Origin of the sequence: Frankia sp. CcI156, assembly GCF_001983015.1 — a bacterium.
Classification (GTDB): Bacteria; Actinomycetota; Actinomycetes; order Frankiales; family Frankiaceae; genus Frankia; species Frankia casuarinae.
In genome coordinates this window covers 136,519-163,338 of sequence record NZ_MOMD01000011.1, presented here as the reverse complement: position 1 = coordinate 163,338, position 26,820 = coordinate 136,519, and the positions used below count along the sequence as shown (strand labels likewise).

At 69.5% G+C, this 26,820-nt stretch carries 20 protein-coding genes; 9 read left to right on the top strand and 11 right to left on the bottom strand.

Annotation, left to right across the window (positions count from 1 at the left end; all coding sequences use genetic code 11):
* Positions 1–244 precede the first annotated feature (244 nt).
* The 6 genes from CcI156_RS05170 (at position 245) to CcI156_RS05145 (ending at position 7,951) form a co-directional block, all read left to right on the top strand.
* Positions 245–1,108: a glycosyltransferase family 2 protein gene (locus CcI156_RS05170; RefSeq protein WP_076804550.1), complete on the top strand. Its 864-nt coding sequence runs from the start codon at positions 245–247 to the stop codon at positions 1,106–1,108.
* Positions 1,108–2,904: a glycosyltransferase gene (locus CcI156_RS05165; RefSeq protein WP_011436019.1), complete on the top strand. Its 1,797-nt coding sequence runs from the start codon at positions 1,108–1,110 to the stop codon at positions 2,902–2,904. Before CcI156_RS05170 ends, CcI156_RS05165 begins: the two co-directional genes overlap by 1 nt.
* Positions 2,901–4,301, top strand: coding sequence for a glycosyltransferase family 2 protein (locus CcI156_RS05160; protein ID WP_076804488.1), 1,401 nt, complete (start codon positions 2,901–2,903; stop codon positions 4,299–4,301). The genes CcI156_RS05165 and CcI156_RS05160 overlap by 4 nt, the downstream gene beginning before the upstream one ends.
* Positions 4,298–4,687 carry a hypothetical protein gene (locus tag CcI156_RS05155; protein WP_076804486.1) on the top strand — a complete coding sequence of 130 codons (390 nt, stop codon included), beginning with the start codon at positions 4,298–4,300 and terminating at the stop codon, positions 4,685–4,687. The genes CcI156_RS05160 and CcI156_RS05155 overlap by 4 nt, the downstream gene beginning before the upstream one ends.
* The gene (locus CcI156_RS05150; RefSeq protein WP_076804484.1) at positions 4,684–6,582 is read left to right on the top strand and encodes a hypothetical protein; all 1,899 of its coding nucleotides are present in this window, start codon (positions 4,684–4,686) and stop codon (positions 6,580–6,582) included. The genes CcI156_RS05155 and CcI156_RS05150 overlap by 4 nt, the downstream gene beginning before the upstream one ends.
* A gap of 118 nt (positions 6,583–6,700) precedes the next feature.
* Positions 6,701–7,951, top strand: coding sequence for a lipopolysaccharide biosynthesis protein (locus CcI156_RS05145; protein ID WP_139341416.1), 1,251 nt, complete (start codon positions 6,701–6,703; stop codon positions 7,949–7,951).
* Here CcI156_RS05145 and CcI156_RS05140 read toward each other — a convergent pair.
* The 8 genes from CcI156_RS05140 to CcI156_RS05105 form a co-directional block, all read right to left on the bottom strand.
* A complete protein-coding gene (locus CcI156_RS05140) occupies positions 7,897–8,667 on the bottom strand; it encodes a bifunctional 2-polyprenyl-6-hydroxyphenol methylase/3-demethylubiquinol 3-O-methyltransferase UbiG (RefSeq protein ID WP_139341415.1) in 771 nt (256 codons plus the stop codon). The genes CcI156_RS05145 and CcI156_RS05140 overlap by 55 nt on opposite strands.
* 32 nt (positions 8,668–8,699) lie before the next feature.
* Positions 8,700–10,034: a glycosyltransferase family 2 protein gene (locus tag CcI156_RS05135; RefSeq protein ID WP_076804480.1), complete on the bottom strand. Its 1,335-nt coding sequence runs from the start codon at positions 10,032–10,034 to the stop codon at positions 8,700–8,702.
* Positions 10,031–11,806, bottom strand: coding sequence for a polysaccharide deacetylase family protein (locus CcI156_RS05130; protein ID WP_254847280.1), 1,776 nt, complete (start codon positions 11,804–11,806; stop codon positions 10,031–10,033). Before CcI156_RS05130 ends, CcI156_RS05135 begins: the two co-directional genes overlap by 4 nt.
* Before the next feature lie 474 nt (positions 11,807–12,280).
* Positions 12,281–12,691, bottom strand: coding sequence for an RNA-binding S4 domain-containing protein (locus CcI156_RS05125; RefSeq protein ID WP_011436028.1), 411 nt, complete (start codon positions 12,689–12,691; stop codon positions 12,281–12,283).
* Positions 12,692–12,841: 150 nt separating this feature from the next.
* Positions 12,842–13,996, bottom strand: coding sequence for an ABC transporter ATP-binding protein (locus CcI156_RS05120; protein ID WP_076804477.1), 1,155 nt, complete (start codon positions 13,994–13,996; stop codon positions 12,842–12,844).
* Positions 13,993–15,549, bottom strand: a complete 1,557-nt coding sequence (locus CcI156_RS05115) for an iron ABC transporter permease (protein WP_011436030.1) — start codon at positions 15,547–15,549, stop codon at positions 13,993–13,995. The genes CcI156_RS05120 and CcI156_RS05115 overlap by 4 nt, the downstream gene beginning before the upstream one ends.
* Positions 15,546–16,559, bottom strand: a complete 1,014-nt coding sequence (locus CcI156_RS05110) for an iron ABC transporter substrate-binding protein (RefSeq protein WP_023840907.1) — start codon at positions 16,557–16,559, stop codon at positions 15,546–15,548. Before CcI156_RS05110 ends, CcI156_RS05115 begins: the two co-directional genes overlap by 4 nt.
* Before the next feature lie 98 nt (positions 16,560–16,657).
* A complete protein-coding gene (locus tag CcI156_RS05105) occupies positions 16,658–19,327 on the bottom strand; it encodes an AMP-binding protein (protein WP_139341413.1) in 2,670 nt (889 codons plus the stop codon).
* 406 nt (positions 19,328–19,733) lie between these two features.
* Between CcI156_RS05105 and CcI156_RS05095 the strand changes: the two genes are divergently transcribed.
* Both CcI156_RS05095 and CcI156_RS05090 read left to right on the top strand, forming a co-directional pair.
* Positions 19,734–20,408: a DUF308 domain-containing protein gene (locus CcI156_RS05095; protein ID WP_235186898.1), complete on the top strand. Its 675-nt coding sequence runs from the start codon at positions 19,734–19,736 to the stop codon at positions 20,406–20,408.
* 184 nt (positions 20,409–20,592) lie between these two features.
* The gene (locus CcI156_RS05090; RefSeq protein WP_023840905.1) at positions 20,593–22,515 is read left to right on the top strand and encodes an ABC transporter ATP-binding protein; all 1,923 of its coding nucleotides are present in this window, start codon (positions 20,593–20,595) and stop codon (positions 22,513–22,515) included.
* Positions 22,516–22,569: 54 nt separating this feature from the next.
* On the opposite strand, the gene CcI156_RS05085 is transcribed toward CcI156_RS05090, so the two are convergent.
* The 3 genes from CcI156_RS05085 to CcI156_RS05075 form a co-directional block, all read right to left on the bottom strand.
* Complete coding sequence (locus tag CcI156_RS05085; RefSeq protein ID WP_076804474.1) at positions 22,570–24,063, bottom strand: hypothetical protein; 1,494 nt, start codon at positions 24,061–24,063, stop codon at positions 22,570–22,572.
* 148 nt (positions 24,064–24,211) lie between these two features.
* On the bottom strand, positions 24,212–24,472 hold the full coding sequence (locus CcI156_RS05080) for a hypothetical protein (protein ID WP_076804472.1): 261 nt from the start codon (positions 24,470–24,472) through the stop codon (positions 24,212–24,214).
* A gap of 304 nt (positions 24,473–24,776) precedes the next feature.
* Entirely contained in the window at positions 24,777–25,025 is a 249-nt protein-coding gene (locus CcI156_RS05075; RefSeq protein WP_076804470.1) for a hypothetical protein, read from the bottom strand.
* Between the two features lie 558 nt (positions 25,026–25,583).
* On the opposite strand from CcI156_RS05075, the gene CcI156_RS05070 reads away from it, so the two are divergent.
* Positions 25,584–26,783, top strand: a complete 1,200-nt coding sequence (locus CcI156_RS05070) for a cytochrome P450 (RefSeq protein WP_011436038.1) — start codon at positions 25,584–25,586, stop codon at positions 26,781–26,783.
* The last annotated feature ends 37 nt before the right edge of the window (positions 26,784–26,820 follow it).

Below are 26,820 nucleotides of genomic sequence, written 5' to 3'. Positions count from 1 at the left end.
CATCCGCTGGCCATGCCCCGACCGRCCGGGGAAACGGTTGAGCCGCCGGTTGCGTGCCATCCGCCGCCGGCGATGAGGAAATATCCCGACCCCCGTCGGCGACACGCCAGCATCCCGGGTTTCCAGAGCTATCAACATCCATTATCTAGAGTCACGGCGCGTGACGAGCGCGTGGTCGGAAGCTCGGCAGGACGAAATTCCACCGTGGTCCACCGACTATCCAGGTCTGTCCAGGGGGGCGTCCTTGTCTGGTTCGGGTGATTCGCCATCGGTAAGTGTGGTGATTCCGGCGCTCAACGAGGCGCGGAATCTGCGGGAAGTATTCGGCCGACTTCCGGTGGACGCCGAAATAATCCTGGTGGACGGGAACTCCACCGATGACACCGTCCGACTGGCCCGCGAGCTACGCCCCGACGTGGTCGTCGTCCGCCAGACCCGATACGGCAAGGGCAACGCCATGGCCTGCGGCTTTGCCGTGGCATCGGGGGACATCGTGGTCACGCTCGACGCCGACGGCTCGGCCGACCCGGCCGAGATACCCTCCTTCGTCGCGGCCCTCGTCCAGGGCGCCGACTTCGTCAAGGGAACCCGATTCGCCCACCGTGGCGGCAGCAACGACATTACCCTGCTGCGTACTCTTGGAAATCTCTTCTTCTGTCATCTGGTCAACCTGCTCTTCCACCGCCGGTTCACCGACCTGTGCTACGGCTACAACGCATTCCGGCGAGATTGTCTGCCGATGCTCGGGCTGATGCCGGGAGAAACCGACGGCATTCGGCGGCATGGCGACGGCTTCGAGATCGAAACCTTGATCACCCTCCGTGCGACCAAGGCCTGCCTGCGGGTCACCGAGGTCGGCAGCTTTGAGCACAAGCGCCTTCACGGCGCGAGCAACCTGAATGCGGGCCGGGATGGTATGCGCGTCCTGCGGACCATCCTCKTCGAATGGTCGGAAAACCTTACCGCCCGGTCACGAAACCGCGCCAGGTGGGACGGCATGCTGCTCAGCAGTCCCGGTCAACCGGTATCGACCATCGTCAGCCAGCGACGTCCGGGCGACCTTCCCCATGGCCGGCGCAGGACAACCGGCGCGACGGAATACGCGTGATGACCCCCCCGGCCGGCCCGCGGCTCTCGGTGGTCATCTGTGCCTATACCGAACGGCGCCGGCACGATCTGCAGCGCGCGGTGACCAGCATCGCCGAACAGACCAGGAAGGCCGACCAGCTGATCCTCGTCATCGACCACAATGACCGGTTGCGCCGGTGGGCCGAGGCTGCGTACCCCGGTGCCACCGTGATCCCCAACACCGGCCGCCGTGGCCTGTCCGGTGCCCGCAACTGCGGCGTCGGGGCCGCCACCGGCGACGTGGTCGCCTTCCTGGACGACGACGCCCACGCCGAGCCGGACTGGCTGGCCCAGTTGGCCGCCCACTACACCGACCCCCGGGTCGCCGGGGTCGGCGGTGCCGCCATGCCGGTGTGGCCGCACCGCCGACCCCGCTGGTTCCCCCCCGAGTTCGACTGGGTGGTCGGATGCAGCTACGTCGGGCTGCCGACCGACACGGCTGCGGTCCGTAACCCGATCGGAGCGGGGATGTCGTTCCGGCGGGCCGTGTTCGATCGCGTCGGCGGGTTCACCGAGGGGCTTGGGCGGGTCGGCACCACACCGCTGGGCTGCGAGGAAACCGAGTTCGGTATCCGCCTTCAGGCGATCCTCCCGGACGCTGTCGTCCGCTACGAGCCACGGGCACGGGTCTGGCACCAGGTAACCGGCGACCGGGCCTCCCTGCGGTACTTCCTGGCACGCTGCCATGCCGAAGGCCTGTCCAAGGCCGCGGTAGCCGACCGGGCCGGGGCGGACGCGGCGCTCGCCACCGAACGGCAGTACCTGAGGCGGACGCTGCCCCGAGCACTGGCTCGTGACCGCCACAGCCTGGGCACCTGGCCGCGAGCCGGGGCCGTGCTGGTCGGCACCGGGTCCACGGCCATCGGCTACGCACGCGGCCGGCTACGCCTCGCCGCCGGCCGGCGTGACACGCCACGTCAGCCGATCCCGTCGGAGGTAGCTGTGATCCCGATTCTGCTGTACCACTCGGTGACCGATTATCCGGTGGCGAGCTATCGACGTTGGACGGTCGATACCGCAACCTTTGTCCGCCATCTCACCCTCATTGCCGGTTCCGGCCGGGTACCGCTGACGGTGTCCGAGTATGTCGAACGGAGGCGGCACCAGACCCTGCCTCCGCGACCGGTCCTCATCACCTTCGACGACGGATTCGCCGACAACCTGGCCGCCGCTCGTGAGGTCGTCGCGCACGGGCTCACCGCGACCTGCTACGTCGTCACCGACTGGATCGGCCAGGTCGGCATGCTGCGCGGCGCCGACCTGCGGACCCTGGCCGGCCTCGGGGTCGAGATCGGTGGTCACAGCCACACCCATCCCCGGCTCGACGAGCTTCGCCCCGACGAGGCGCGCCGGGAGATCAGCGACTGCAACGCCCGGTTGACCGCTGCGATCGGCGCACCGGTGGGCTCCTTCGCCTACCCCCACGGCAATTACGACCATGCCGTTCGGCGGCTCGTCGGGCAGGCCGGCTTCACGTCCGCCTGCGGGGTGCGCAACATGATGTCGCACGGCGCCGACGACCCGTTCGCCCTTGCCCGACTGACCGTGACGGTCGACACCCCGGACCGGCAGATCAGGGCGTGGCTGGACGGGGCCGGCCGCGCGGCCCCCGCTCGGGAGTTGCTGCGTACGCGGGGCAGCCGGCTCTCCCGTCGAACGAGGGCTCGGCTCCTCGGCCCGCGTCTACCCTACCGACCAATCGTCACCGATCTGCCCGTACCAGCCGATCTGCCCGTACCAGCCGTCCCGGCGGCGTTCGGGGAGGTGCGGCCGTGACCACCACGCCGCCGGCCATGATGCTGCCGGGCGACGGTCCGATCGCGCTGCACGAGGTAGAACTGTCCGCGCCGCTTCCGGTGCTCACCGGTGACGGGCCGGCACAGGTGCTGGTCCGGCTGCACGGCCGTCCCCTGGGGGTGGTCGCTGCGACGCTGTCCCCGGCCGGCCTGCGCCCGGACCAGCTCGCCGGCCGGGTCATGGACAGACTCGGGCCGGACGTGGCCGCCCACCTGACCGCGGACGGGCTCGCGGTTCCCGAAACGGTCCCGATCGACGGAGTTGTGACGTCAGACGTCTGCCGGCCGGTGCTCCCCGCCGAGCTCGCCGGGACCGTCGTCGTGACAAGCTGCGTCGCCTCCCCCTCGCTGGCGGCCACGCTCGCGGGAATCCTGGCGCAGTCCGTGCCAGCGCAGGAAATCATCGTGGTCGACAACCGGCCGCGCACGAGCGGCATCCGCGAACAGCTCAGTCGGATGGCCGGCGAGGTGCGCTACGTCGCCGAGCCAGAGAGGGGGCTTTCCCGGGCCCGCAACGCCGGACTGGCCGCCGCGACCACACCGGTGGTCGTCTTCACCGACGACGACGTCGAGGTCGACCCGCGCTGGTTGGAGTTCCTCCTGTCCGGGTTCGCCGCCGGCTCGGGTGTCGTCGACGAGACGGTGGGGTGCGTCACCGGGCTGATCCGGCCACTGGAGCTCTCAACCCCGGCGCAGGTGTGGTTCGAGCAGTTCGGCGGCTTCGGCAAGGGCTTCGTCGGACGCCGGTTCGACCGCACCGAAAATCGATCAGGCGACCTGCTCTATCCCTATACCGCGGGCGTGTTCGGCAGCGGCGCGAACAGCGCTTTCCGGACTGATACGCTGCGTCAGCTTGGTGGTTTCGACGAATTTCTCGGCACGGGCACCGCGGCCCGCGGTGGCGAGGATCTCGACATCTTCCTGTCCGTGGTGCGCAGTGGCCACGTCCTGGTCTACGAGCCGGCCGCGCTGATCCGCCACCTGCACAAGCGGACCACTGTCGAACTGCGGCGCCAGATGTACGACTACGGGGCCGGCCTCGGGGCGATGGTCACCAAACGCATCGCGACTCAACCCGCCGAACGCCTCCAGATCGCCCGTCTCGTCCCCGGCGGCCTGCATCATCTTCTCCACCCACGCAGCAGCAAGAACGCCGGCAAATCCCGTGACTATCCCCGGTCCCTGACCTTGATCGAGTTGGTCGGTGTGGCCCGAGGGCCGGTCGRCTATGCCGCCAGCCGGGCCCTCGCCCGGCGCCGGCAGCGCGATCTTCCTCATGACCACGCACCGACTCCCGGTGCTCCCCCCGCCCCCTTTCCCAGGGCGCCCATCCCCGAACCGCGGATCTCCACCGTGACCACTGGAGCGCAACCATGAGCAGCGTGTACGCCCGCCGAACAACGCAGGCGGCGCTCGTGGCGGTAACCGTGATGCTCGCCTTTCTTGTGGTCTGCCGAACAGATTCTCCGGTACGGGTCCTGCTCGCCGTCCCCGCCGCCTTCCTCCTTCCCGGGGCCGCCGTGCTGGCCAGGCTCCCGGTCGACGGGACGGCGGCATGGATCGGGCTTGCCGTCGCCATCAGCCTTRCCGTCGACGTCCTGACCAGCATGCTCATGGTCTGGTCGGGATGGTGGCACCCAGCCGTGATGCAGTCCGTCGTGGGACTTGCCTGCTGCGCGGTCCTCATCCACAGCCTGCGCGCGGAGCTGCGCGCCCAGCCGCGCGCCCGGCCGCGCGCTGACGGGAAGGTGCGAGGGCGTTGACCGGCAGACCGCTGCTTCCGCCGGAGATACCGGATCCCCGGCTCGGCCAGAACGCGGCTTCCCAGCCCCACGCCGCGGCTGCCCGGGCCCGCCTGCGCTCGGTCCGTCAAAGACGGCCCGAGGACCCCGGAATCCGGCGGCCGGCGCGGTTGTCAGGCCCCTTCGCGACGGGCCTTCGCTGGCTGTTTCCGCTGGCGGTCGGCATCACCCTCTGGGGGCTGTCACTGCGGTGGATCCACGTCGAGAACCTCACCGACTACGGTCTCCCGCCGGCACTGCCCATCGCCTGGTACGTCGGCCTGGGCGTGCTCCTGCTCGGCGCTGTCGGCGCCGTCGGGCGGGCCCGCTTCCAGCCGTTCATCGCGGCGGCCTACCTGCTTGCCTGCATTCTCGTGCTCTACGGCACCCTTCCGCTCATCCTGGACGTTCCGCACTACCCCTGGGTGTACAAGCACATCGGCGTGGTCCGCTATATCGAGCAGCATGGCGGCGTCGACATCGACATCGATATCTACCACCGATGGCCCGGCTTCTTCGCCGGTACCGCGGTCTTCGGCTCGCTTGCCGGCCGACCCAACCCGATCGCCTTCGCCGCCTGGACCGAGGTCTTCTTMACCGGCATCGACGCCCTTCTCGTCTGGGCGGCCACCAGGACGCTGCTTCGCGAGCCACGGATCGCTGCGGGCGCGGCACTGGTCTTCGTCGTGACGAACTGGGTCGGGCAGGACTATTTCGCCCCCCAGGCCCTCAGCCGGACGCTGGCCCTCGCCCTGTACCTGGTGCTCCTGCGGCAACTCCRCACCGGCGCGCCGAGGGCCATCCTGCGGCGGACCGTGCGGTCCGCCGGAGTCCACAGCAGAAGGCCGCCGCTGCGCTTCGCCGCCCCGCCAGGCCCAACCTGGCCGCTGCCGGTGGCGGTCGGCGTCGTGCTGCTCCTGGACGGGGCGGTGGTGGTCAGCCACCAGTTGACCCCGTACCTGCTCCTCCTCGGAGTCGGTGCGCTGACCGCGGCCGGGCTTGTGCGGCCGCGGTGGGTGGTGGTCGCCATGGCCGGTCTGACGATCGCCTATCTGATCCCGCACTTCGCCTATGTTCAGGATCATTTCGGGGTCTTCAGCAGTCCCGACCCGTTCGCGAACGCCCGGTCAGAGGAGCCGCCGCTTCCTTCGTCGGGGAAGCTGGCCAAAACCACCGGACTGATCCTGACCGGCACGGTCTGGGCGCTGGCCGGAGTCGGCGGGCTGCGCCGGCTGCACCGCGGTGACGGCCGGGTGCTCCCGCTCATCCTGCTGAGCATCGCACCGGGCGTCATCCTGTTCGGGCAGAGCTACGGCGGTGAAAGCATCCTGCGGGCGATTCTGTTCTCCCTGCCCTGGTGCGCGCCGTTGGTGTGCTGCGCCGTCGCGCCGATGACCGGGCGGTGGCGACGGCGGCACGTCCTGGCGGGCTGCGGCGGGATTCTCCTCCTCGCCACGCTCTTCATGCCCGCCTTCTTCGGGAAGACGGAACTGAATCTCATGAACGCCGACGAGGTCCAGGCCGGTGATTATCTGTACGCGCACGCCCGGCCCGGGTCGGTGGCCGTGCTGACCGGGGCCACCTTCCCGAGCCGCTACGGGGCTCGATATCCCGAGGTGGACGATGTCCTGATCACCGACACCTTCGGCGAGYGCGCAATCAGGCCATCGACGGTGAATGCCGTGGCCGACTTCATCGGAACGTACCCGGGACGGGGTTACCTCGTTTTCTCGACGGCACAGGAGGTGTATGACCGTGTATACCGGACGGCGACCGCCGGTGCGCTGCGGGCGGTGGAGACGGCCGTCCGCTCCTCGCCGCGGTTCCGCCTCTGGTACGCGACCCGGAACACCCGTATCTACGAACTCGCCGGATAGCACCTGGACCCTGCCGCGGCCCCGTTCGCCGCGGACTCTGCCGCTATCGGCGAACGGGGCCGCCGGCCAGAGCGGTGCCCAGAGCGGTGCGCTGTACCGCAACGGCATGGCGTTGGCGATGAGCGGCGGCCTCTCGTCGTTGGTGGGCAGCCTCTACTGGGTGCTGGCCGCCCGGCAGGCCGACCGGCCGTCGGTCGGCGAGGCCACCGCCCTCATTTCGGCCCTCACCGGTCTGTCCTACCTGTGCCAGCTGGGCCTGGGGGGCGCATTGACCGCCTTCCTGCCGCAGGCGGGGGGCCAGGCGCGCCGCCTGGTCGTCGGCGCCTACGCCGGCGCGGCCGGCCTCAGCCTGCTGGTCGGTTTGAGTTTTGCCTTGCTGGCCGCCCRGATGAGCCCGGCTCTCGCAGTTCTCCAGTCACCCCGGATCGCCCTCTTCTTCGCCATCTCGGTGGCGATCTGGTCGCTGTTCGCACTGCAGGACAACGTCTTCACTGGCCTGCGGAAGGCGGTCGTCGTACCGATCGAGAACACCGCTTACAGCGTCGTCAAGCTCATTCTGCTCGTCACCTTCGGTGGCGGGGTGAGCGGACTGGCATTGTTCACCTCCTGGGTGATGCCCGCGGCGGTAGCCGTCATACCGGCGTCGGTCATGCTGCTGGTGTGGCTGCGACCCGCCGGACGTGCGCCAAGCCCACCCGGGCTGGCCGCGGACTTCCGAAAATACCTGGCCGGCGACTCGCTGGCGGAGCTGGTGTCCCAGCTCAGCACGACGCTCCTGCCGATGATTGTCATCGCCCGGATCGGGGCGACGGAAGGGGCCGCGTTCGGAATCAGTTGGTTGATCATATGCACGGTCGACGAAATCCCCTGGAGCCTCGGGACCTCGCTCACGGTCGAAGGCGCGCAGCCCGGCGCCGACTCTCGCCGCCTCCAACGGGCGATGCTGCGCCGCATTCTCCCGATTGTTATCGGAATCGTCCTCGMCCTCATCGTCGCCGCGCCGCTTGTACTGGCTCTCTTCGGCCCCTCCTACCGGGCCGACGCGACCACTGTGCTTCGACTGCTGCTGTTGGGCTCGGTCGCCCGCACAGTCGTCATCCTGGAGCTGTGCACGGCCCGCGCGCAGCGGAGGGCCGGGTGGCTCGTGTGTATCGAGGCGCTGCTGGCGGTGCTGGTGCTGCCCAGTCTCTGGCTGCTGGGTGGGAGCCTGGGACTGGCGGGGGTCGGCCTGGCCTGGTTCGGATCACAGACCGCGACCGCGTGTGTGGTGCTCGCCGCGGGTCGAACCGGCGATGACCAGGTCGACTCGCCACCCTACCGCGGCTTCTCCGCCCGCCCACAGGTCAGCACCGGAAAGCGCGCGTCCTGAACATCGAGATCCTTGCGACTGACGTCGCCGACTGCCAGACCCAACAACGCCGAGACACCGGCCAGGACGTTTCCGAAACCCTCCACCGTGGCCTCGATCCCGACTCGGGCGAGTTCGGCGCGAAGACCCGGCGGCGTCCAGCGCCACTTGTCGTCGGCCCCGTCGTCCACGTCAATACGTCCCAGTGCCGGAACCGAGATCAACAGGACGCCGTTCGGTCGAAGCGACCGCCACAGATTCTCCAGACAGCAGCCCGGAGAGGTGTACTGAAGGACCTGAGTGAGAATCACACAGTCGAACTCGGCGGCGGGCAGACTGTCCGCGACATCGAGGTCGACATGAAGATCGGCATGATGGTTCGTCTTATCCCGGTCGATGATCGTAATCCGACCCGGAGTTCCGAACCGCGAGCTGTATTCCGCGTTTTTGACCTCCAGTACATGCCCCCGGATATCGTTGGCATGCCGACTGATCCACTGTTCGATATAGTGCCGGTCGACCGGCAGCCCGCGGTCCCATCCGTAACGGTCGCTGAACGGTCTGACCCGTTTCATGTTCCCCCACGACACCCGGAGCCCAGGCGCGTTCCGCAGCGTCCAGTACGCCATCTGCCGCACCACTTGCGGCRATCGCCGGTAGTAGCCGAGAGCCCACTCCGGCGGGAATCTCTCCCGCTCGACCGCCGGGTTCCCCGCCCTGGGCCTGTCACGTTGCATCACGTCACGCGTCACAGCCTTTCCGGTCGTCGTCACCGCCAGGCGGCCGTTTGCCGCTCCCGGGCGTAGAGCAACGGTCCGGCGGCGTAGYCGGCGAACTCCCGCAGCAGGGCACCCTTCGGGGCCTGGACCCGCCCGTCGAGCCGCTGGCTCGTCGCATGGCCGATGCGGGCCATCCCACGCAGGCCTCGTGGGATGCGACGTACCACCTCACCCCGGGTCGACCGCTGGAGAAGCAGCTTGGCCAGGAAGGCCGTGAAACCGGAGCCGTAGCCGAACATCTGAGCGAGCAGCGCCGCGTCGTCGGCGCGGTGGTGATGCCAGACGAAGGCGGCTGGTTCGTACGCGATCGCTCGRCCCGCCCGCAACATGCGCACGAAGAGATCGAGGTCCTCGCCGCCCCGGCTCCTGGTGCCCGCTCCCAACGCCTCGTCGAAGCCACCCAGGTCCCGCAGGAACGCGACGTCGAACCCGACATTCGCGCCGGTGCCGACGAAACCTATATAGGGGTACAGCGGACCGTGCCGCTCGTTGTCGGCGAGGTCGAAAAGCACCGGCTCGCAGCGGGTGGACCAGTACGACGCCCGGGCGTCGAAGTAGACTTCGGCCGCGCTCACGATGCTCGCCGTGCAGACGAGTCCCGTGACGCACGCAACGTCCGGCCGGCGCCGGAAACCCCGAACCAGCCCGTCGATCCAGCCGGGGTCAACCGAGACGTCGTCGTCGGTATAGGCGACGTACACCCCCCGCGCCAGCGCGAGCCCGCGGTTGCGGGCGCGGGAGAGACCCGGGCGTGGTTCGGGGACATAGCGGAATCGTTCGTCGGTGGCCGAAAACGAGTCGACGACCCGCTTCGTGGCGTCGCTCGACGGGGCATTGTCCACGATGAGGAACTCGACGGCCGGATAGGTGACCTCCGTGAGTCGACGCAGGCAGTTGGCCAGGATCTCACTGCGGTCTCTGGTGGCGACGACGACGGAGACGAGATCCGTGGAATCGAGATCGGTGGATTGAACCTTGTTCGGGCAGGCCTCGGTGGCCGCGGCAGGCCTGGTGCGGGCGTCGAGGCGCTCGAGCGGGCGGAGACCCTCGCCGACCAGGTGATCGTTGATGCGCCCGCCGAACTCCGACCAGACCCTGCCGAGCAGCTCATCGACGTCGATGCCGGTGGCCGTCCTGGCGGCCGCCGCGTAGCCGAGCGGCTCACCGTGCAGCAGGGCGAGGACCCGCGCACGTCGCTGACGGTCGCGTGGCGGCACGACCGAGCGCACGACGCCCCCGGCCGACACCTCGAGCTCACAGCACCAGATACCCTCGTCGGCCGCGGCTGGGCCGGCCGGGGACTCCCGATTCCCGTGCAGGTTCATCCGACGCTCCTCGCCTCGTGATCTTCGGCCTCGTGATCTTTGGTGTGTCCGCGGATCGTCCGTTGGACCGGGAGAACTCGACGCAATGCCCCACCCAGTTCCCGCTCGATGTCGGGACGGATGTCGGGACGTCGGTAAACCTGCGATCTGCGCACCGTCTCGACGAGCGCATCAACGCGGGTATGGCGCTCCACCTCGATCCTGGGCAGGGCATAGCGGTCCTGAGCCGTGGGGAAGGCGCGCCGAGTTTGCAGCGCGAACGCCGCGTCGTATCCCGCCTTCTTCACCATCATGCGCACGCGCGCGTCATGTTCCCCGTAGGGATAGGCGAACAGGCGTGGCACGGGCAGCCCGATGGCCGCGAGGTCGCCGCGCGCCGCGGAAAGATCGTCCCACAGGCCGGCCCCACTCATCCTCGTCAACTGCCCGTGAGTGCGGGAGTGCGCCGCCACTTCCCAGCCTTCCTGGTGAAGGGCACGCAGCCGGCTCGCGTCGAGGAGCGRCAGCCTGGCGGCGCCGTTCACCGCATCCCACCTGTTCCAACCGCCGATCTCTTTCGTGACCACGAAAACCGTCGCGGGAATACCAAGTTCCCGAAGGACGGGCACGGCGTGTTCGAACAGACTCGAATAGGCGTCGTCGAAGGTGAGGACCAGCGACTGATGCCGGGCGGGCCGGCCGTCGAGATGATGCAGGAGTTCATCGACCCCGACGAAGGTGAAGCCGGCGCCCAGCAGGGCTGTCAGCTGGGCCCGGAACTGTGGCGGGGGAACCGCATACCTACTCAGCAGGGGATCCGACACGTCCTCTATCGCATGATAGGCAAGGATCCGCAGGCCAACGTCCGGTGCGTGCAGGAGACCGCCGCGCTGGTGGGTTCCCCGCCAGTAGGAGCAGTCGCGTAGTCCCAGGAACATCCATCTGGTGGGCCGGTCCACCTTCCCGGCGCTGACTCTTCCGAGCACGAGACCCGCCGGGACGCGGGACGCCCAGGGCGGTGCCGCCGCCGCGGCCCTGGTGAGGCTTCCTCTGATCGTCTTCCCGCCATGCTGGGCAAAGAGCAGGTCACCGAGACCCGGATGTTTTCGGGAAAGCGCGGCATCGGCCTGCCCGGCCTGCGTCCACTGCCTCAGGTGCGCCTCGGGCGAAACGACGTAACGCTGGTAGGAGACGGCGTCGGCGGCGAATCGAACCCGCGCACCGCTCTGCAGCAGCCGGTAGAGGAAGTCGGTGTCCTCACCGCCGAAGCTGCCGCCGGCGGTAAAACCCGTGTCGAAACCGCCGAGCCTGGCGAAGGTCGACGCCCGCATCGACACCTGCCCGGAGAGCAGGTCCGCGACGGTCAGCCGCCCGTCCGACCGCAGCAGCCTCCGGCGGCGTGCCCGGGCCCACCGGTCGACTCCGTAGGTGAGCACCGTAGGAGGCGAGGCGGGGTGCATCGGGATGTGGCCGACCACGGCGTCGGCGCCGGCGGCGAGAAGCCGCTCATGCTCGACGAGGAGCCGCCGGTCCGCCGCCATGTCGTCGTCGAGAAAGAGGATGAACTCGCCGAGCGCGCCCGCGGCGCCACGGTTTCTCGCTGCGGCCGCGCCCGCGTTCTCCTGCCACAGGATTCGCTTGGAGAACGGCAGAGAGACAGCCTGGAGAGCCTTCTCAGTGCCATCCGTGGAACCGTCGACGACGACGATCAATTCGCAGGGCCACGGCATATCGAGATACCTGAGTTCCGCAATACTCTGCAATACCACGTCTCGGCGGTTGTATGTCGGCATCACAATGCTGAACCGGACCGAACGCCCATTACGGGCGGGCTGCCCCGCCGAATGGTCCGGGATGTCCACGCTCGGTTTCTCACGGTAGCTCATCGCGAATTCCACCGAGCCAACCCGGATGACGCTCGCCCCATGGGCCTGACTCTAGTTCGAGCCGGTCGGTGCGGCGGGACGCGACCCGCGGTCGTGTCGTCCAGGCAGATCAACCTCACGATCGCGTTCCACGAGCGCGGATAACGCTACGCGGCACGCAGCGGCAGAGCCCGGTCCCGGTCACCGGCAACGTACCCGGTCGCTTCCTTCGTTTTCTTCACACCGTTGATGCGAAGTAATCCCATGGCGGGTAGTACCAGGGTTAGTAATCCCAGGGCAAGGTTCCTGGGGATGGTCATGGTGTGTGGGCGATTGCGAACTCCCTCGACCGAGGCGTCGCCTGACCGGGGCGCCGCTACTGGGCACCCAGTAGCGGCGCCGCTACCGCGCATCCGGCCGGCGGGGCTGGTCGCGCAGGCGTTCCAGCGCCCGCCGGTCGCGCTTCGTCGGCCGCCCGGCGCCCCGATCGCGCACGGCCACCACCGGCGGCACCTCGCGCGCGACCGGCGGGCTGCGGTCGACGAAGGACTCCGCGGCAACGGGCGCGCCGACCCGCCTGTGCGGGATCCGGGTGACGACGACGACCCGCTCGTGCCCGGGCTGGCGCACCCGGATCTCGTCGCCGGCCCGCACCGGATGGGCCGGCTTGACCCGCTCGCCGTTGAGGCGGACATGGCCGGCGCGGCAGGCGGCGGTCGCCTGCGATCGCGTCTTGACCAGGCGCACGCACCAGATCCAGGTGTCGATCCGGGCGGTTCCCGCCGGCGACGTCATAGGCGTGGGCGACGTCATAAGTCTGACTGTACGAATCGACCGGCCGACCTGTCGTCGTTCGGGGACGGTCAGGCGGTGACGATCGACCTGCGTGGCGGTAGCAGGGCGCTCGTGACCGCCGCGACCGTGCCGGCGCCGGGACCGGCGTCGGTGAGAGCCGCGACGGAGTCAATGGGGTGGGAAGGCCGTGACGGGCCCGGTGATCGACAGCCGCACGCGGGTGCCGGGTTCGGGAAGCTGGCGCCCCGGCACCCGCGCCGTCACGGTGCGGCCGGACCGGTCGAGCCGGAGCTGGACGGTGGCGTCGTGGCCGAAGTACCGCACCTCGGTGACCCGGCCGACCACCACGTTCCGCTCCTTGTTCCGCTCCTTGTTCCGCTCTTCGTTCCGCTCTTCGTTCTCGTTTCGGTCCTGGCTCTCGTGCTGGTTCTGGTTCTCGTTCTGGTTCTCGTTCTGGTTCTTGTCGCCGTCCGCCGCGGCGAGGAGCCTGATCTGTTCCGGCCGGACGAGCAGGCGCGCCTCGCCCTGGGGAGACCCGGGCCGGACGGCGAGTTCGCCAAGGTCGCAGGAGGCGGTGAGCCCGGTGACGACGGCGGGCATGAACACGGCGGCGCCGACGAAGGCCGCGACGGTCGGGTTGCCGGGTGAGGCGTAGACGCCCTGGGGCGTGCCGGTCTGGGCGATGCGACCGGCGGCYATGACGGCGACCTGGTCGGCCAGTGACAGCGCCTCGTTCTGGTCGTGCGTGACGAGCAGCGCAGTGGTCCGGTTGGCACGCAGCGCTTCGACGACGGCGCGGGCGGTGTTCAGGCGGAGCCCCGCGTCCAGGGAGGAGAACGGCTCGTCGAGCAGCACCAGGGACGGCCGCGGGGCCAGGGCCCGCGCCAGCGCCACGCGCTGCTGCTGGCCGCCGGAGAGCTGATGAGGGAACCGGCGGGCCAGGCTCGCGTCCAGCCCGACGAGGTCGAGCAGCTCGGCGGCCCGCCCGGCGGATCGGCGTTCGGCGCGGGGCAGGCCGAACCCGATGTTGGCCGCGACGTCCACGTGCGGGAACAGGGCACCTTCCTGCGGGACGTACCCGACCCGCCGCCGCTGGGCGGGAACGCTGCGACCGGGGCCGAACACCCGTTCGGCGCCGAAGTCGATCGTCCCGCCGTCCGGGTCGCCGAATCCCGCCACCAGCCGTAGCAGGGTGGTCTTGCCGCAGCCCGACGGCCCGAGCACGGCCGTCACACTGCCGTCGGGCACTCGCAGATCGATCCCGGCGAGGGCTGTCGTGGCGCCGAACCGTTTGGTGACCTGGCTGACACTCAGCGCTGTCACGTGCTTCTCCTAGCAGAACGGGTGAGCAGGAAGGTCGCCGGGGTCGACAGCAGCACCATCAACCCCGCGTAGGGGGCGGCCGCGCCGTAATCGACGTCGCGGACGTTGCTCCAGAACTCGGTCGCCAGGGTGTCGGTGCCGGTGGGTGACAGCARCAGGGTCGCGGTGAGTTCGGTGACCACAGCGAGGAACACCAGGATGGCGCCGGCGCCGACGCCGGGGGCGATCAGCGGCAGGGTGACCCGCAGCCAGGCCCGCGTCGGGCGCAGGCCCAGGGCGTGTGCGACGTCGTCCAGGACGGGTGGCGCCTGCGCGATCGCGCCCCGTACCGCCACCGTGGCCCGCGGCAGGAACATGATCGCGTAGGCGGCGATCAGGAGGGTGGTGGTCTGGTACACGGCCGGCAGGATGTGCAGCGATACCGTGACGAGAGCGAGCGCCACCACGATGCCCGGCAGCGCGTTGGCCGTGTAGGTGCTGCGTTCAAGCAGCGTCCCGATCCGGCCCGGGTGGCGTACCGCGAGCCACGCCACCGGAAGCGCCAACAGGACGGTGCACAGCGCGCCGGCGAGGCCGAGTCCGGCCGCGGTCGCGGCGGCGGTGGCCAGTTCGACGGCGGGGAAGGCGGCGGAGGCACCCACCAGCAGCCAGCGGACGAGGCTCACCAGCGGCACGCCGAGCGCCAGGCCCACGACCGCGCCGAGCCCGCCGACGGCGGGGGCGGTGAGCCGGCCGAGCCGGGCGGGTTGCGCGGTGCGGCTGGCTCCGGGCCCGAGCCGGGCGTAGCGGTGCCGACCGCGCAGGCTCAGCTCGGTGCCGACCAGGACCGCGCAGTACAGCACCAGGACGCCGGCGAGCATGTTCGCCGCCGGGCCGTTGAACGACGAGCGGTACTGGTCGTAGATGGCCGTGGTGAAGGTGGGGAACCGCAGCATCTGCAGGGCGCCGAACTCGGCGAGCAGGTGCAGGCCGACCAGCAGCGACCCGCCGAGGACGGCCGGGCGCAACTGCGGGAGCACGACCCTGGTGAACGTCCGCCACGGGCCGAGCCCGAGTGACCTGGCGGATTCCTCCAGCGCCGGGTCCAGCCCCCGCAGGGTCGCGCCGACGGGGAGGTAGACCAGCGGGTAGTAGGCGAGTGTCACGATCAGCAGGGCGCCCGGGTATCCCTCGACGTCCGCGGTCAGCGAAACCCAACCGTAGCTGACGACAAACGCGGGCAGTGCCAGCGGAGCGGCGAGCAGCACGTGCCAGACCCGTCGTCCCGGCAGGGCCGTCCGTTCCACCAGCCAGGCGGCGGCCGTGCCCAGGACGGCGCTGGCCGCCATCCCGCCGGTCACGAGCTTGGTGGTGTTGACCAGCAGCTCGCCGACCCTGGGCCGGATCAGCAGCCGCCAGGCCTCCGACCAGCCCACACTGACCGTGTATCCGACGACGAAGAACAGTGGGACGGCCGCGAGCAGCGCGACGAGCACGCAGGCCAGCAGCAGCGGGCGCGGGTACGCCGGGCCGGTGCGTACCCACCATCCCGCCGTCGTGGGCTGGCCGTTCAGAGCAGGCCCGCCCGCTGCATCAGTTCGACGACCTTTGGTCCGTTCAGGGTCGAGATGTCGATGTCGGGCGGATCGAGGGTCGACAGCGGCTTCAGCGCAGGGTTCGTGGGGACCGCGTCGGACACGGCGTACTCCAGGGCACCGCTGTCGACCAGCGCCTTCTGCCCGGCGTCGCTGGTGAGGAAGGCGACCAGCCGCTGCGCCTCGGCCTGCTGGTCGCTGGCCGCGAGGACGCCGGCGCCGGAGACGCTGACGAACGCGCCCGGGTCCCGGTGGCCGAAGAAGTGCAGGTCGACGTTCCTGCTGTCCTTGCCCGACTCCGCCTGGTCCTGGTACCAGTAGTAATGGTAGATCACAGCGGCGGGGACCTCGCCCGCGTTCACGGCGCGCAGCGCGGCGATGTTGTTGTCGTAGATCTTCGCATTGCGTTTCAGCCCGGCGAGCCACTCGGCGGTGGCCCCCTCGCCCTTCACCGCGAGTACGGCGCTGACGATGGCCTGGAAGTCCGCTCCGGCCGCCGCGACACCGACCTTCCCCTTCCACGCCGGTCCCGCCAGGTCCATGATCGACGTGGGCAGCTCGTTCTTGGCGACCTGCCCACGGTTGTAGATGAACACCGTCGACCGGGCCGCGAAACCGACCCAGTTGCCGGTGCTCGGGACGTACTGGTCAGGCACCTGGCCCAAGGTGGCCCGGTCCAGTTTGCTGAAGCGGCCGGCGCGGTCGACCAGCGTCATGGCCGGCGAGTTCTCGGTGACGAAGACGTCCGCCGGCGAGCTGTCGCCTTCCTGGACGATCTGGTTCGCCAGCTCGGGGTCGCCGCCGCGACGCAACTCGACCTTGATGCCGGTCTGCTTGGTGAACGCGTCCACCATCACCCGCATCAGGTCCTGGTGCTGCGCGTTGTAGAGCGTGATCGTCTTCCCGTCGTCCCCCGAGCCGCACGCTGACAGGCCGGCCAGGCAGGTGGCCGTCACCAGCACGACCAAGGTTCTTCCTAACGAACCCATCGGGCTCCTCCAGCTGAACACTCCACCTGAACCCTCCACCTGGACAGACACGTCCGACCGACCTCGAACCCCTAATCGGTGTAGAAGTTAACTCATGCTTACCTTAGCGCCGTAGAATGTGACGAGTGGCACAAGTCGGGAGCGCTGGCGGGCGAACCGCGGAGCGGACGCCTGGCGCCGAGTGGGATCGGCACGCCCGCCGTGAGCCGGCTGAGAAGGCCCATGGCATGGAACGAGACCTTCCACGCGGCGACGCCGACGGTGAGCGAGGCCAGCAGCGCCAGGACCGGATGGTCGTCCTGCAGAAGGGGGAACACCTGCCAGTGGGTCAGGTAGATGTAGAGCGAGCTGCCGGCCAGCGGGCCCGCCAGCCGGCGCAGCGGGCGTGGGCAGCGGACGCTCGTGGTCCAGGCCAGCAGGAGCACGCCGCCGAGCACCACGTGCTCCCGGCGTGCGTCAGCGAAGAACCCGGGGATGGTGAGCGCCGCCGCCGCGGTGAGGGCCAGCCGCTGCCGTACCGTGGTCGCGGCGGCGGTGGCCCATCCCAGCGCGAACAGCCAGAGCACCGCCACCGACGTCTGGGTGTGGCGTGGTCCCGGCGGTAGGGCCACGACGTCGAAGCGGGTGAGCAGACCGGCGGCGAGGACACCGGCGGCGACGGCCCACGGGCGGCGCCGCTGCCAGCGGTCGAACGCCGGCACGCCGAGCAGGGCCGCGAGGACCAGCAGGATCTGGACCAGGGCTTCGACGAACCAGAACTCCCAGGGTGGGCCCGCGCGGTCCGGCCCGAACACGCTGTTGAGCAGCACGATGTTGGCGGGTTCGTGTTCGTCCATGACGAGCACGAGTACGGTGATGAAGACGATGCTCGGCATCGCGAGGTACGCGATGCTGCGGAGCAGCCCGCGGACCCGGTCGCGCCGCGGCGCCGCGGTCAGGTGGAAACGGGCGAAGTTGTAGCCGGCGACGGCGATGAGGAGATGGGCGCCCCCGAGGATGCCGCCGACGGCGTCGAAGGTGTTGGCGTGCGTCCCGACGATCAGCACGATCGCAACCGCCCGGAGCAGCACGCTGGTCTCGATCGAGCTGCCAGAGCCGCCAGCCCGGCGCTTCGGTCGCGTGGCCGGCTTCAGGTCCCGCACGGCCATGGTGTGCCAGCCGGCGGGCAGGTGTCCGAGGGCGTCCTCCAGCCGCAGTGACAGTTCCACGTAGGACAGCGAGTCGCCGCCCAGGCTCACGAAGGTGCTGTCGTCGGTGACATCGTCGCGGTGGAGCAGCTCGGCGAACAGCCGGCGTACGTCGGCTGTTCCGTCCGACGGTCCGTCCCGTCCGGTGGGCGCGGTCGTGCGCGCCGGTCGCGCGTCGCGGGCGATCTCCTGCAGCGCGACCAGATCCGGTTTGCCGGTGGCCAGGCGGGGCAGGGCGGCCAGGCGGTGGACGCGGACGGCGTTCTCCGGCAGCCGGCAGGCCCGCGCGACCAGCCGGCGGACCGAAGGCGTGTCCCGGTCACCCTCGATCATCACGTCAACGGCGTCGTCGCCGGTCACGCAGCAGGCGCTGAGCCCCTGGCCGGCGAGGGTGTCTTCCACGTGTTGCAGGTCGATCCGGATCCCGAAGACCTTGGCGAATCTGGTCTGCCGTCCCACGATCTCGTACAGGCCGTCATCGGTGCGGCGCGCGACGTCCCCGGTGCGCAGCTCGTCGAGCGTCGGACCGAGCGCGAGGTCCGAGGCCGTCCGCGCGTAACCCATCATGACGTTGGGCCCGGAATAGACGAGCTGCCCCAGATCCCCGGTGCTGTCGGTGCTCCCGGTGCGGTCGGCCAGCGGCTCGAGCCGGAACGACCCGCCCGGGACCGGGACTCCGATGGTGTGGGGGTGGGTCGGCGCGAGGTGCGGCGGCAGGCAGGACATCCGCGCCGTGGCCTCGGTCTGGCCGTACATCACGACGAAGTCCCAGCCGTTGYGTCGTCCGAGCTCGGCGTAGCGGGCCACCCGGTCCGGCGCCAGTCGACCGCCGGCCTGCGTGATGTAGCGCAKATGCGGCAGCGACATCGCGTCGAAACCGATCCTGTCGAGCAGGTCGAACGTGTAGGGGACRCCAGCCAGCGAGGTTCCCTGCCCGTCCCGGAAGAGGTTCCAGAAGCAGGCGTCCACGACGGACAGGGACGTCAGGATCAGACCGGCCCCGCACAGGAGGTGACTGTGCACGACCGACAGCCCGTAGCAGTAGTACAGGGGCAGGGTCGTCGCGGCGCGGTCGCCGGGGCGAAGGCCGAGGCACTCGACGATCGACTCGGCATTGGCCTGCAGGTTCGTGTACGACAGCCGGACCAGTTTCGGTGAGCCCGTCGAGCCCGACGYGCTCAGCAGCAGCGCGAGGTCCGGATGAAGGTCGTGCTTCGAGCCCTCCCGCCGCTGCTCGACGCGGGTCCGCGTGCCGGCCGGGCGGATCACCACGTCGGGGTCATAGGACGTGATCAGGGCGTCGGTCGACGCGGCGTTGTCACCCGGCACCAGCAGGACCGCGTGCCCGGCGGACAGCGCCGCCAGGTACAGGACGAGGACGTCGATCGTGTTGACCGCCGCGAGGAGCACCAGCCGCCGCCCGGCGCCGAGCCGACCGGCGGCGGCGTCGACGCGTGCCGCCAGTTCGCGGTAGGACAGCCGGCCCTCAGCCGTGACAACGGCCGTGCGGTCACCGTGCCGTTCAAGGTGGCGGGCGAGGAACACAGTCGAGCTTGCGAGGGACGGGCCTGCCTTGGTCACCCAGCCAATGTACAAGTAAGGAAAGCCTACCCTAAGTCATACCTCTCACTGCGCCTACGTCATCGACCTGTGACGTTCGGTGCCGCAGCCGCCCATGGATGATCTTGCTGTGTGGCGGTGGCAGTGGCGGCGGCAGCGGTGGTGATGGTGGCCCCCMGCCCCAGGGCGGCACCCACCTGCTGGGAGGAGTTGAGTAACGCCRCGGGCGATATGGCGTCGTCGTCGGTTCGGAATGATGTCCAGCGGATAAGCGTGGTTCGCCGGGTGGCGGGCATCAGCTTGTTGACCTGTGATGTCGAGCGCCAGCTGACGGCAAGGTCCTTGTATCGGTGACCGACGAGGGGAGAATAGGATCGTGAGCGACATAACTGCCTCAGATCGTCGTACACATGAAAGATCCACAAATGTGCCCTGGTTTGGTTTTCTCGCCGTTGGAGCAGCTTTTGCCCTGTTCGCGCTGGCCATTCCGCAGTTCGATCTGACCACGGTATGGTCGATCGCCGTGCTTCTCGGGATCGTCCTGCTCCTCGGTGCGGTGAGTGAGTTGCTGGCGGCGGCGGCGACGGCCCGGGACTGGCGCTGGTCCCATGCGCTGCTCGCGGTGCTGTTCGTGGCCGGCGGGGTGGTGGCGCTGGTCTGGCCGGATCCCACGGTCAAGGCAGTGGGCCGGATCGCGGCCTGGTTCTTTTTGATCAAGGGTCTCTACGACGTCGTCAACTCGTTCGTCGCCCGACGGACTGAGCAGCAGGCCGCGGCCGGGCAGTACGCCACCGCGGCGGAGGGCCGCCCCACCCCGGCCCAGTGGTGGATGCCGCTGATCGTCGGTGCGTTGGAGATCGGGGCGGCGTTCTGGGTGGTGGGTTCCCAGCGGGTCTCGTTGCCGCTGCTGGCCCTGTGGGTGGGCCTCACGGCCCTGGCGATCGGGCTGACCAAGATTGCCATGGGGTTCCGGCTGCGGGGCGTTTCCCGACCGCCCGCCTCGCTGGAGGGCCTGGCGATTCCCGGCTTCGGCGCCGGCGCGGTGGAAGGCAGGCGGCTGGAGGAGGGGCGCGTCCAACGACCCGTGTCCGGGAACCGTTGACGATCCCGGGTGGTCCCCGGATCCCGGCCCCGGTTTCTTCCCGGCCCATCGGCTTCCGCCACCGCGGTCGGTCTGACCCTGACGCCCCACCGCCCCGACTCGCGTCAGGGCGGTGGGGCGTCAGGGTTGTGCCCCGCGGGAGGCCCCTCGCCGCCTCGGCGCGCGTCGGCATAGCCTCGGCGGCGTGATCCGTGAGTCGCTGCCCGTCCCGTCGTGGGTGATCCGCTTGCATGCGCGTGCGCTCGCGCGGTTGACCGGCGCGCCCGAGGCGCGGCGCAGCGTCCGGTTCTTCGCCGACCAGGGCCGGGTCGTCGCGGTCCTCGTCGGGCTGTCCGTTCTCGGTTCGGCCGCCGTCGCCGTCGGGCCGTTCGTCCTGCGCCATCTCATCGACACGTCGTTGCCCACCGGCCAGGTGCGTGACCTCGTCGTCCCCGTTCTGCTGCTGTGCGCGGTGCTGGTGTTCGAGTCGAGCGTGCTTTCGGTGCGCATGGCGCTCATCGCTCGGCTCGGCGGCGTTGTCTCCGTGCGGATCCGTCAGACGGTGAACGCTCACCTGCAGCGCCTGCCCTTCGCCTTCTTTCCCCGCAGCCAGCAGGGGGAGGTGATGACGGTGATGTCCACCGACGTCCTGAACGCCCAGAACGCGATTTCCGCCACCGTGCAGGCGGTGGTCTGCCGGATCGCGGACATCGTCGTCGGCTCGATCGTCGTCTTCGTGCTGGACTGGCGTCTGAGCCTGGCGGTGATGGTCTTCGCGCCGGCCACGCTGCTGATCGTCCGCTCGGGCCGGCGGCGGCTCGCCGCGCTGTCCATCCGCCAGCGGGAGCTCGACGGTCTGCTCATGGTCCAGGTCGCCGACACCTCGTCGGTCTCCGGGGCGCTGCACGTGCGGCTGTTCGACCGGGTCGACTACGAGCAGACCCGCTTCGACGCGGCGGGCGCCGAGCTGCTCGCCGCCGCCGAGGATCAGGCCCGGCTGATGTCGCGGGTCCGGTTCCTGGTCAACCTCGGGATTATCGCGACGATGACGGCGGTGCTGGCGCTGGGGGCCTGGCTGGTCTCCAGCGGTCGCATCACGCTCGGGACGGTCGCAGCCCTGGGCGGCGCGTTGCTGGTGGCCTTCGGACCACTGTCGTCCGCTGTCAACCTGCGTGCGGAGCTCGCGGGTGCGGGCGCGTCCTTCCGGCGGATCTTCTCCCTGCTTGACGTCCCGCAGGACGAGGTACGCCTGAGGTTCGAAGGGGCCCGGGCCCCCGCGCTGACCGTCCCCCGCGCACCGCGGTCCGGGACGGAACCGGTGCCGGCCGCCGCTCGCTGGGGAGTCGATGCCGGCCGGGGACTCGATCTGACGTTCGACGACGTATGGTTCTCTTACGATCTTGCCACGGCCGAGGACCGGCCGGACGGCGACTGGCCGGACGACGACCCGACGTGGAACCTGCGCGGGGTGACCCTGAAAGTCGCCGCGGGGACGACGACGGCGATCGTCGGGGCCAGCGGGGCCGGCAAGACGACCATCACCTATCTGGCCAGCGGCATGCACCGGCCGCGGCGCGGCGGCATCCGTCTCGGCGGGGTTCCCCTCGACGACATCCCGCCGGATAGTCTGCACACGATGATCGGCGTCGTCCCTCAGGACCCGCATCTGTTCCATGACACGATCGCGGCGAACCTTCGTTACGGCCGGTTGGACGCAACCGACGACGAGCTGCGTGCCGCCCTGGCGGCCGCCAGCCTCTCCGCCCTGCTCGACCGGCTGCCCGAGGGCCTGGCGACCCGGGTCGGCGCCCGGGGCTACCGGTTGTCCGGTGGTGAGCGGCAGCGGTTGGCCATCGCCCGGGTCCTGCTGCAGTCACCACGGGTGCTGGTGCTGGACGAGGCGACCTCGGCGCTGGACACCGTCTCCGAGGCCGCCGTGCGCACCGCCCTGGACCGGCTCGCGGTGGGGCGGACGTGCCTGGTGATCGCGCACCGGCTGTCCACGGTGATTGACGCCGACCGCATCTACGTGATGGACCACGGCCAGATCGTCGAGGACGGCACGCACAGCGAGCTGCTCGCCGACGGCGGCGCCTACGCCCGCCTCTACCGGCCCACCGTCGTCTGATCGGGTGGGGGCTGTCGGTGGTGGTGCCGTCGCGAGCTGGCCGGCGGGAGGCCGTTACCCGCGTCGGCARCCTTCCCGGTGCGCCCGGACCGCCCGTAGCACGCCCCGGGCGAGCAGGAACAGCACGAACAGCATCCCGCCGGCCGGCAGCGCGACCAGCAGCGCGGAGACGACCTCCGCGAATGCGGTGACCAGCTTCCCGTCACGGGTCGCCCGGCCCGCCAGCCCGAGATAGTCCCACATGGCCCGGGTCGTCCGGGTAAGCACGAACGGAACCGAGACCATGAGCACGACCAGGTTCACCAGGATCAGCGGCGCCGCGAGCAGCGCCCAGGCGGTCACCACGATCCGGGCCGGCCGGGTCAGCCCGTCCGGTCGGCTTCGGATGTCCGGCGGGGTCAGCCCGTCCGGTCGKCTCCGTCCTGCTGATCGGGCAGGCCGCCCGCGCGGGACGCGGTTGCGCCGCCGTGGCAGCGTCGCGCGTAGCGCCGGCCCCATCCGGTTGAACAGGTCCGGTACCCCGGCCAGGTCGCTGACGATGTAGTAGCCGTCGAGCCGGACGAAGGGCGCAAGCTGGCGCATGGCATCCAGGTGGACAAGGACGACGGCGGTCACCAGCACACCGGCGTGGGTGAGCGCGAGAGCCCCGGCGAGCAGCAGAACGAACAGTCCGTTGAAATAGATGCCGCCGAGGTCGGTGCGCAGCCGGCCGAGCCGGCTCAGCCGGTAGGAGTCGGTGACGTCGGTGAAGAAGGCCGGCCACACCAGGTACATGCCGAAACCGATGACTCCCGGGCGGGCACCGCCGTAGTGGCAGGCCGCGGCGTGCCCGCATTCGTGGAACAGTGCGCCGGCGAGGGCCAGGCCGACCACCACCAGGATCAGCGCCGGGGTCGCGAGCACCTCCGCCGCGCTGTCTCGGACGCTGTGCCGGCCGAACGTCCACACGTCGGTGACCACCAGCAGGGCCAGCAGCAGGGCCACGGCCGCTGGCCGGAACAGCATCGCGAACACCCGGCTGACCCGGTGCACGGCCGGCGCGGGTAGCAGGGTGTGCCGGGCTGCGAGTGTGAACAGCGCCTTCGCCCGTGGTGCCGGGGTGACGCCGTTCTCGCTGGCGATCAGGCCGAGTGGCATGAGCCGATCCGCTACGAGGTACGCGACGTCGGCGCCACTCATCCGGCGGGCGCAGACCACCGTGACCCGGTCGGCAATCGCGGCGACGTCGCGGGCGCCGTCCGCCGCTTCGAGGATGTGCGCGAGCAGTTCGGTGAGTGCGACGACCTGACCGTCGGCGCGGCGGGCCAGGAAGACGGGTCGGGCCAGGCCCGACCCGGTGAACTCGCCGAGTAGCGCCAGGCCGTCGGCCCGGCTCGGTCTGGCGGGTACCTCGGTCGGCCCGGGAACGCCCGTCGGATCGGTGACGCCGGTGACGCCGGTGATATCGGTGACGCCGGTGATATCGGTGAGGTCGGGCGTCCGGTCCGGTTTGGAAGGCACCGGCGGCATCGTTGTCGGCCGGGTGGACGACCGGGTGGACTCGGTCATCTGCGTCCCATCCTCATTGTCATGAACTGGCGGGAAGCCGGCCGCCGGTCCGTCGACCGGCGGCCGGCCGGGTGACCACCCCGGAGGAATCCGGCGGTGTATCTGTCGGTCGTAGCGGTAAAGCGGTAAAGCGGTAAAGCGGTCGGTGTTATTTCTGTATGATGATGTTGATGCTCGGTACCAGTGTGATGAGAATGGGCAGGAATCCACCGGCGACCTGCGGCTCCGCATGAGCGTCGATCTGTGCCATTTTCGACCAGGGGGAGCCGACCGGAAAGAAGGTTGGGTCAAACTCCTTCCGACCGATCTCGACCGCGGYGAGAGTCGTCCGTTCGGGTAGTAGTTCCGCCCATTCCAAGAACAGTTCTCCATTCAGCTCGCCGGCGCAGTTGCCCGTGATATCGTTCATCCTTGTTTCCCACCGATCTGAGTTGCCTCGGATATTCGGGCGGTGGGAACGCTAGCCACCGCTCAACCTGGTGGCCAGCACCTGCACAAGGTGTGTCACGGTCGTGCCAGCGTCGGTCGAAACTTCGGCTGGCCTTCTCGGATCGGCCTGACCGAGGCGAGGGCATGCCTTCCGGCCGGCCGAAGGATAGTCGGCCGGCCGGTGGCCGCGGGTGCACGGTGCCCTTGGCGACCTCGGGAGAACGTGGTCGGGTGCGGTTACCCGGCCGGGGAGACCGGCGTGAGGAGCAGAATCGTTCCGGAGTTCACCACTGCTCGATGCGGTTCCAGCTGTTGGCGATGGTCTTGACGAACGCTCCGTCGCTGTAGGCGGTCTGCGGCTCCGGATGATTATCGATTTGGGCATTGTTGCTGCCCGGCGAGCCGACCGGGTAGAAGGTGKGGTCGAACTCGGTGCGGTTTATCTCGATCGCCGCCAGGGTCATGCGCTCGGGCAGCAGCTCCGCGTGTTCTTGCGCCAGCTCGACRACGTCTGTCTCCCTGCGGTCCCTCATCTTCTGGCTCCCCTGTGTGTCGCTCGGTACCCGTCATGACGCAGGATGTGGGCACCGGCCGGTGGCGAGGAATCGGCCGGCGCGGGGCGGGGTCAGAACTCACCGGAGGGCGCGGATTCCGCGGCATCCGGTGGTACTACCGAACTGTAGGAGCCGCGGTTACCCTCCGCAACACGGATCTTGTCCTCGGTCGATCTGACCGGTCCAGGCCCACTCGKCGGGTGGTCGGATCATCATCCGCGCCCGGGCGCGAGCCTGGCGTGGGGAAGGCCGATTCTCTACGGATGATTCACCATGGCATTTTTCCCGATGGCGATAGATGGGAAATCAAAAATGGTAGACAATATTGAACTATGGTGAATTTTGTCAAAAAATATAAAATAATACTGACGTGTCGAACAATGCCGATCCACTTGTTGATGGATGTTCTCTTCCTTGGGGCTATCTTCGGCGGTGGATATCCGGATGCGGTCCGTTCAAACGACAGCAATTTTTCGCGTGGATGGTAGCGTCGTCGGTGTCCGAGGTCCCGCGTGAACGACGAAGGGTGGACAGGCGATGGCCGCGGCACCGATAGTTCCGCTGCATATACGGCGAGCGCAGTTCGATCCGATCGAGGAACTCGTCCGGATCCGGGACACCGACGGCGTCTGCCGCGTTGTCACCGTGTTCGGGATACCCGCGTATCTGGTCAGCCGGTACGAGGACGTCCGCGAGATACTCGCGGATCCGGGCAGGTTCAGCAACGTCAATCAGTGGGTCGTAGGTCCTGGCGGTCCCGTCCTGAGTGATGAGGAAATCGCCGAACTGCGGGCGGGGCAGATGCTCGCGTTCGATCCGCCAGATCACACCCGGCTGCGCCGGATGCTCACCCCGGAGTTCACCGTGCGCCGGATGCGCGGGTTGGAGCCGCGGATCCGGGACATCGTCGACGCGGCGCTCGACGAGGTGGAACGGGCCGGCCGGCCTGCCGATCTGGTCGCGACCTTCGCGCTTCCGGTGCCGTCGCTGGTGATCTGCGAGTTGCTGGGGGTGCCGTATTCCGACCGCGCGGAGTTCCAGCAGCGCACCCGCCGGCAGATCGACGCCTCGTTGCCGATCGAGCAGCGGCTGGCCCTGCAGCGCGAGGCCCGTGCGTACATGGCCGGGCTGGTCACGCGGGCGCAGGCGGCCCCGGGCGAGGACCTGCTGGGCATGCTGGTGCGCGAGCACGGCGACGAACTGAGCACCGCCGAGCTGGTCGGCATCGCCTCGCTGCTGCTGGTCGCCGGGCACGAGACGACGTCGAACATGCTTGCTCTCGGCACCCTGGCGCTGCTGCGCCATCCCGACCAGCTCGCCATGGTCCGCGACGATCCGGCCCAGGTCGAGCCCGCCGTCGAGGAACTGCTGCGGTGGCTGTCCATCGTGCCCTCCGGTGTGCCCCGCACGACGACGACCGAGGTGGAGATCGCCGGTCACCGCATCCCGGCGGGCGAACAACTGCTCCTGGCGCTACCCGCGGCCAACCGAGACCCGGCTCTCGTCGGGGATCCGGACCGGCTCGACATCACCCGTGGCGCTCCCGGCCACGTCGCTTTCGGCCACGGCGTGCACCACTGCCTGGGAGCGCCGCTGGCCCGGATGGAGATGCGCATCGCGTTCCCCGCGCTGCTGCGACGCTTCCCCGATCTCGCGCTGGCCGTGCCCTACGAACAGGTCGCGTTCCGTGCCCATCATGTCGTACACGGGCTGCACGCACTCCCGGTCACCTGGTGAGACCCGGTCCCTGGTGGAAGAGGGCGGAACAGGAGGG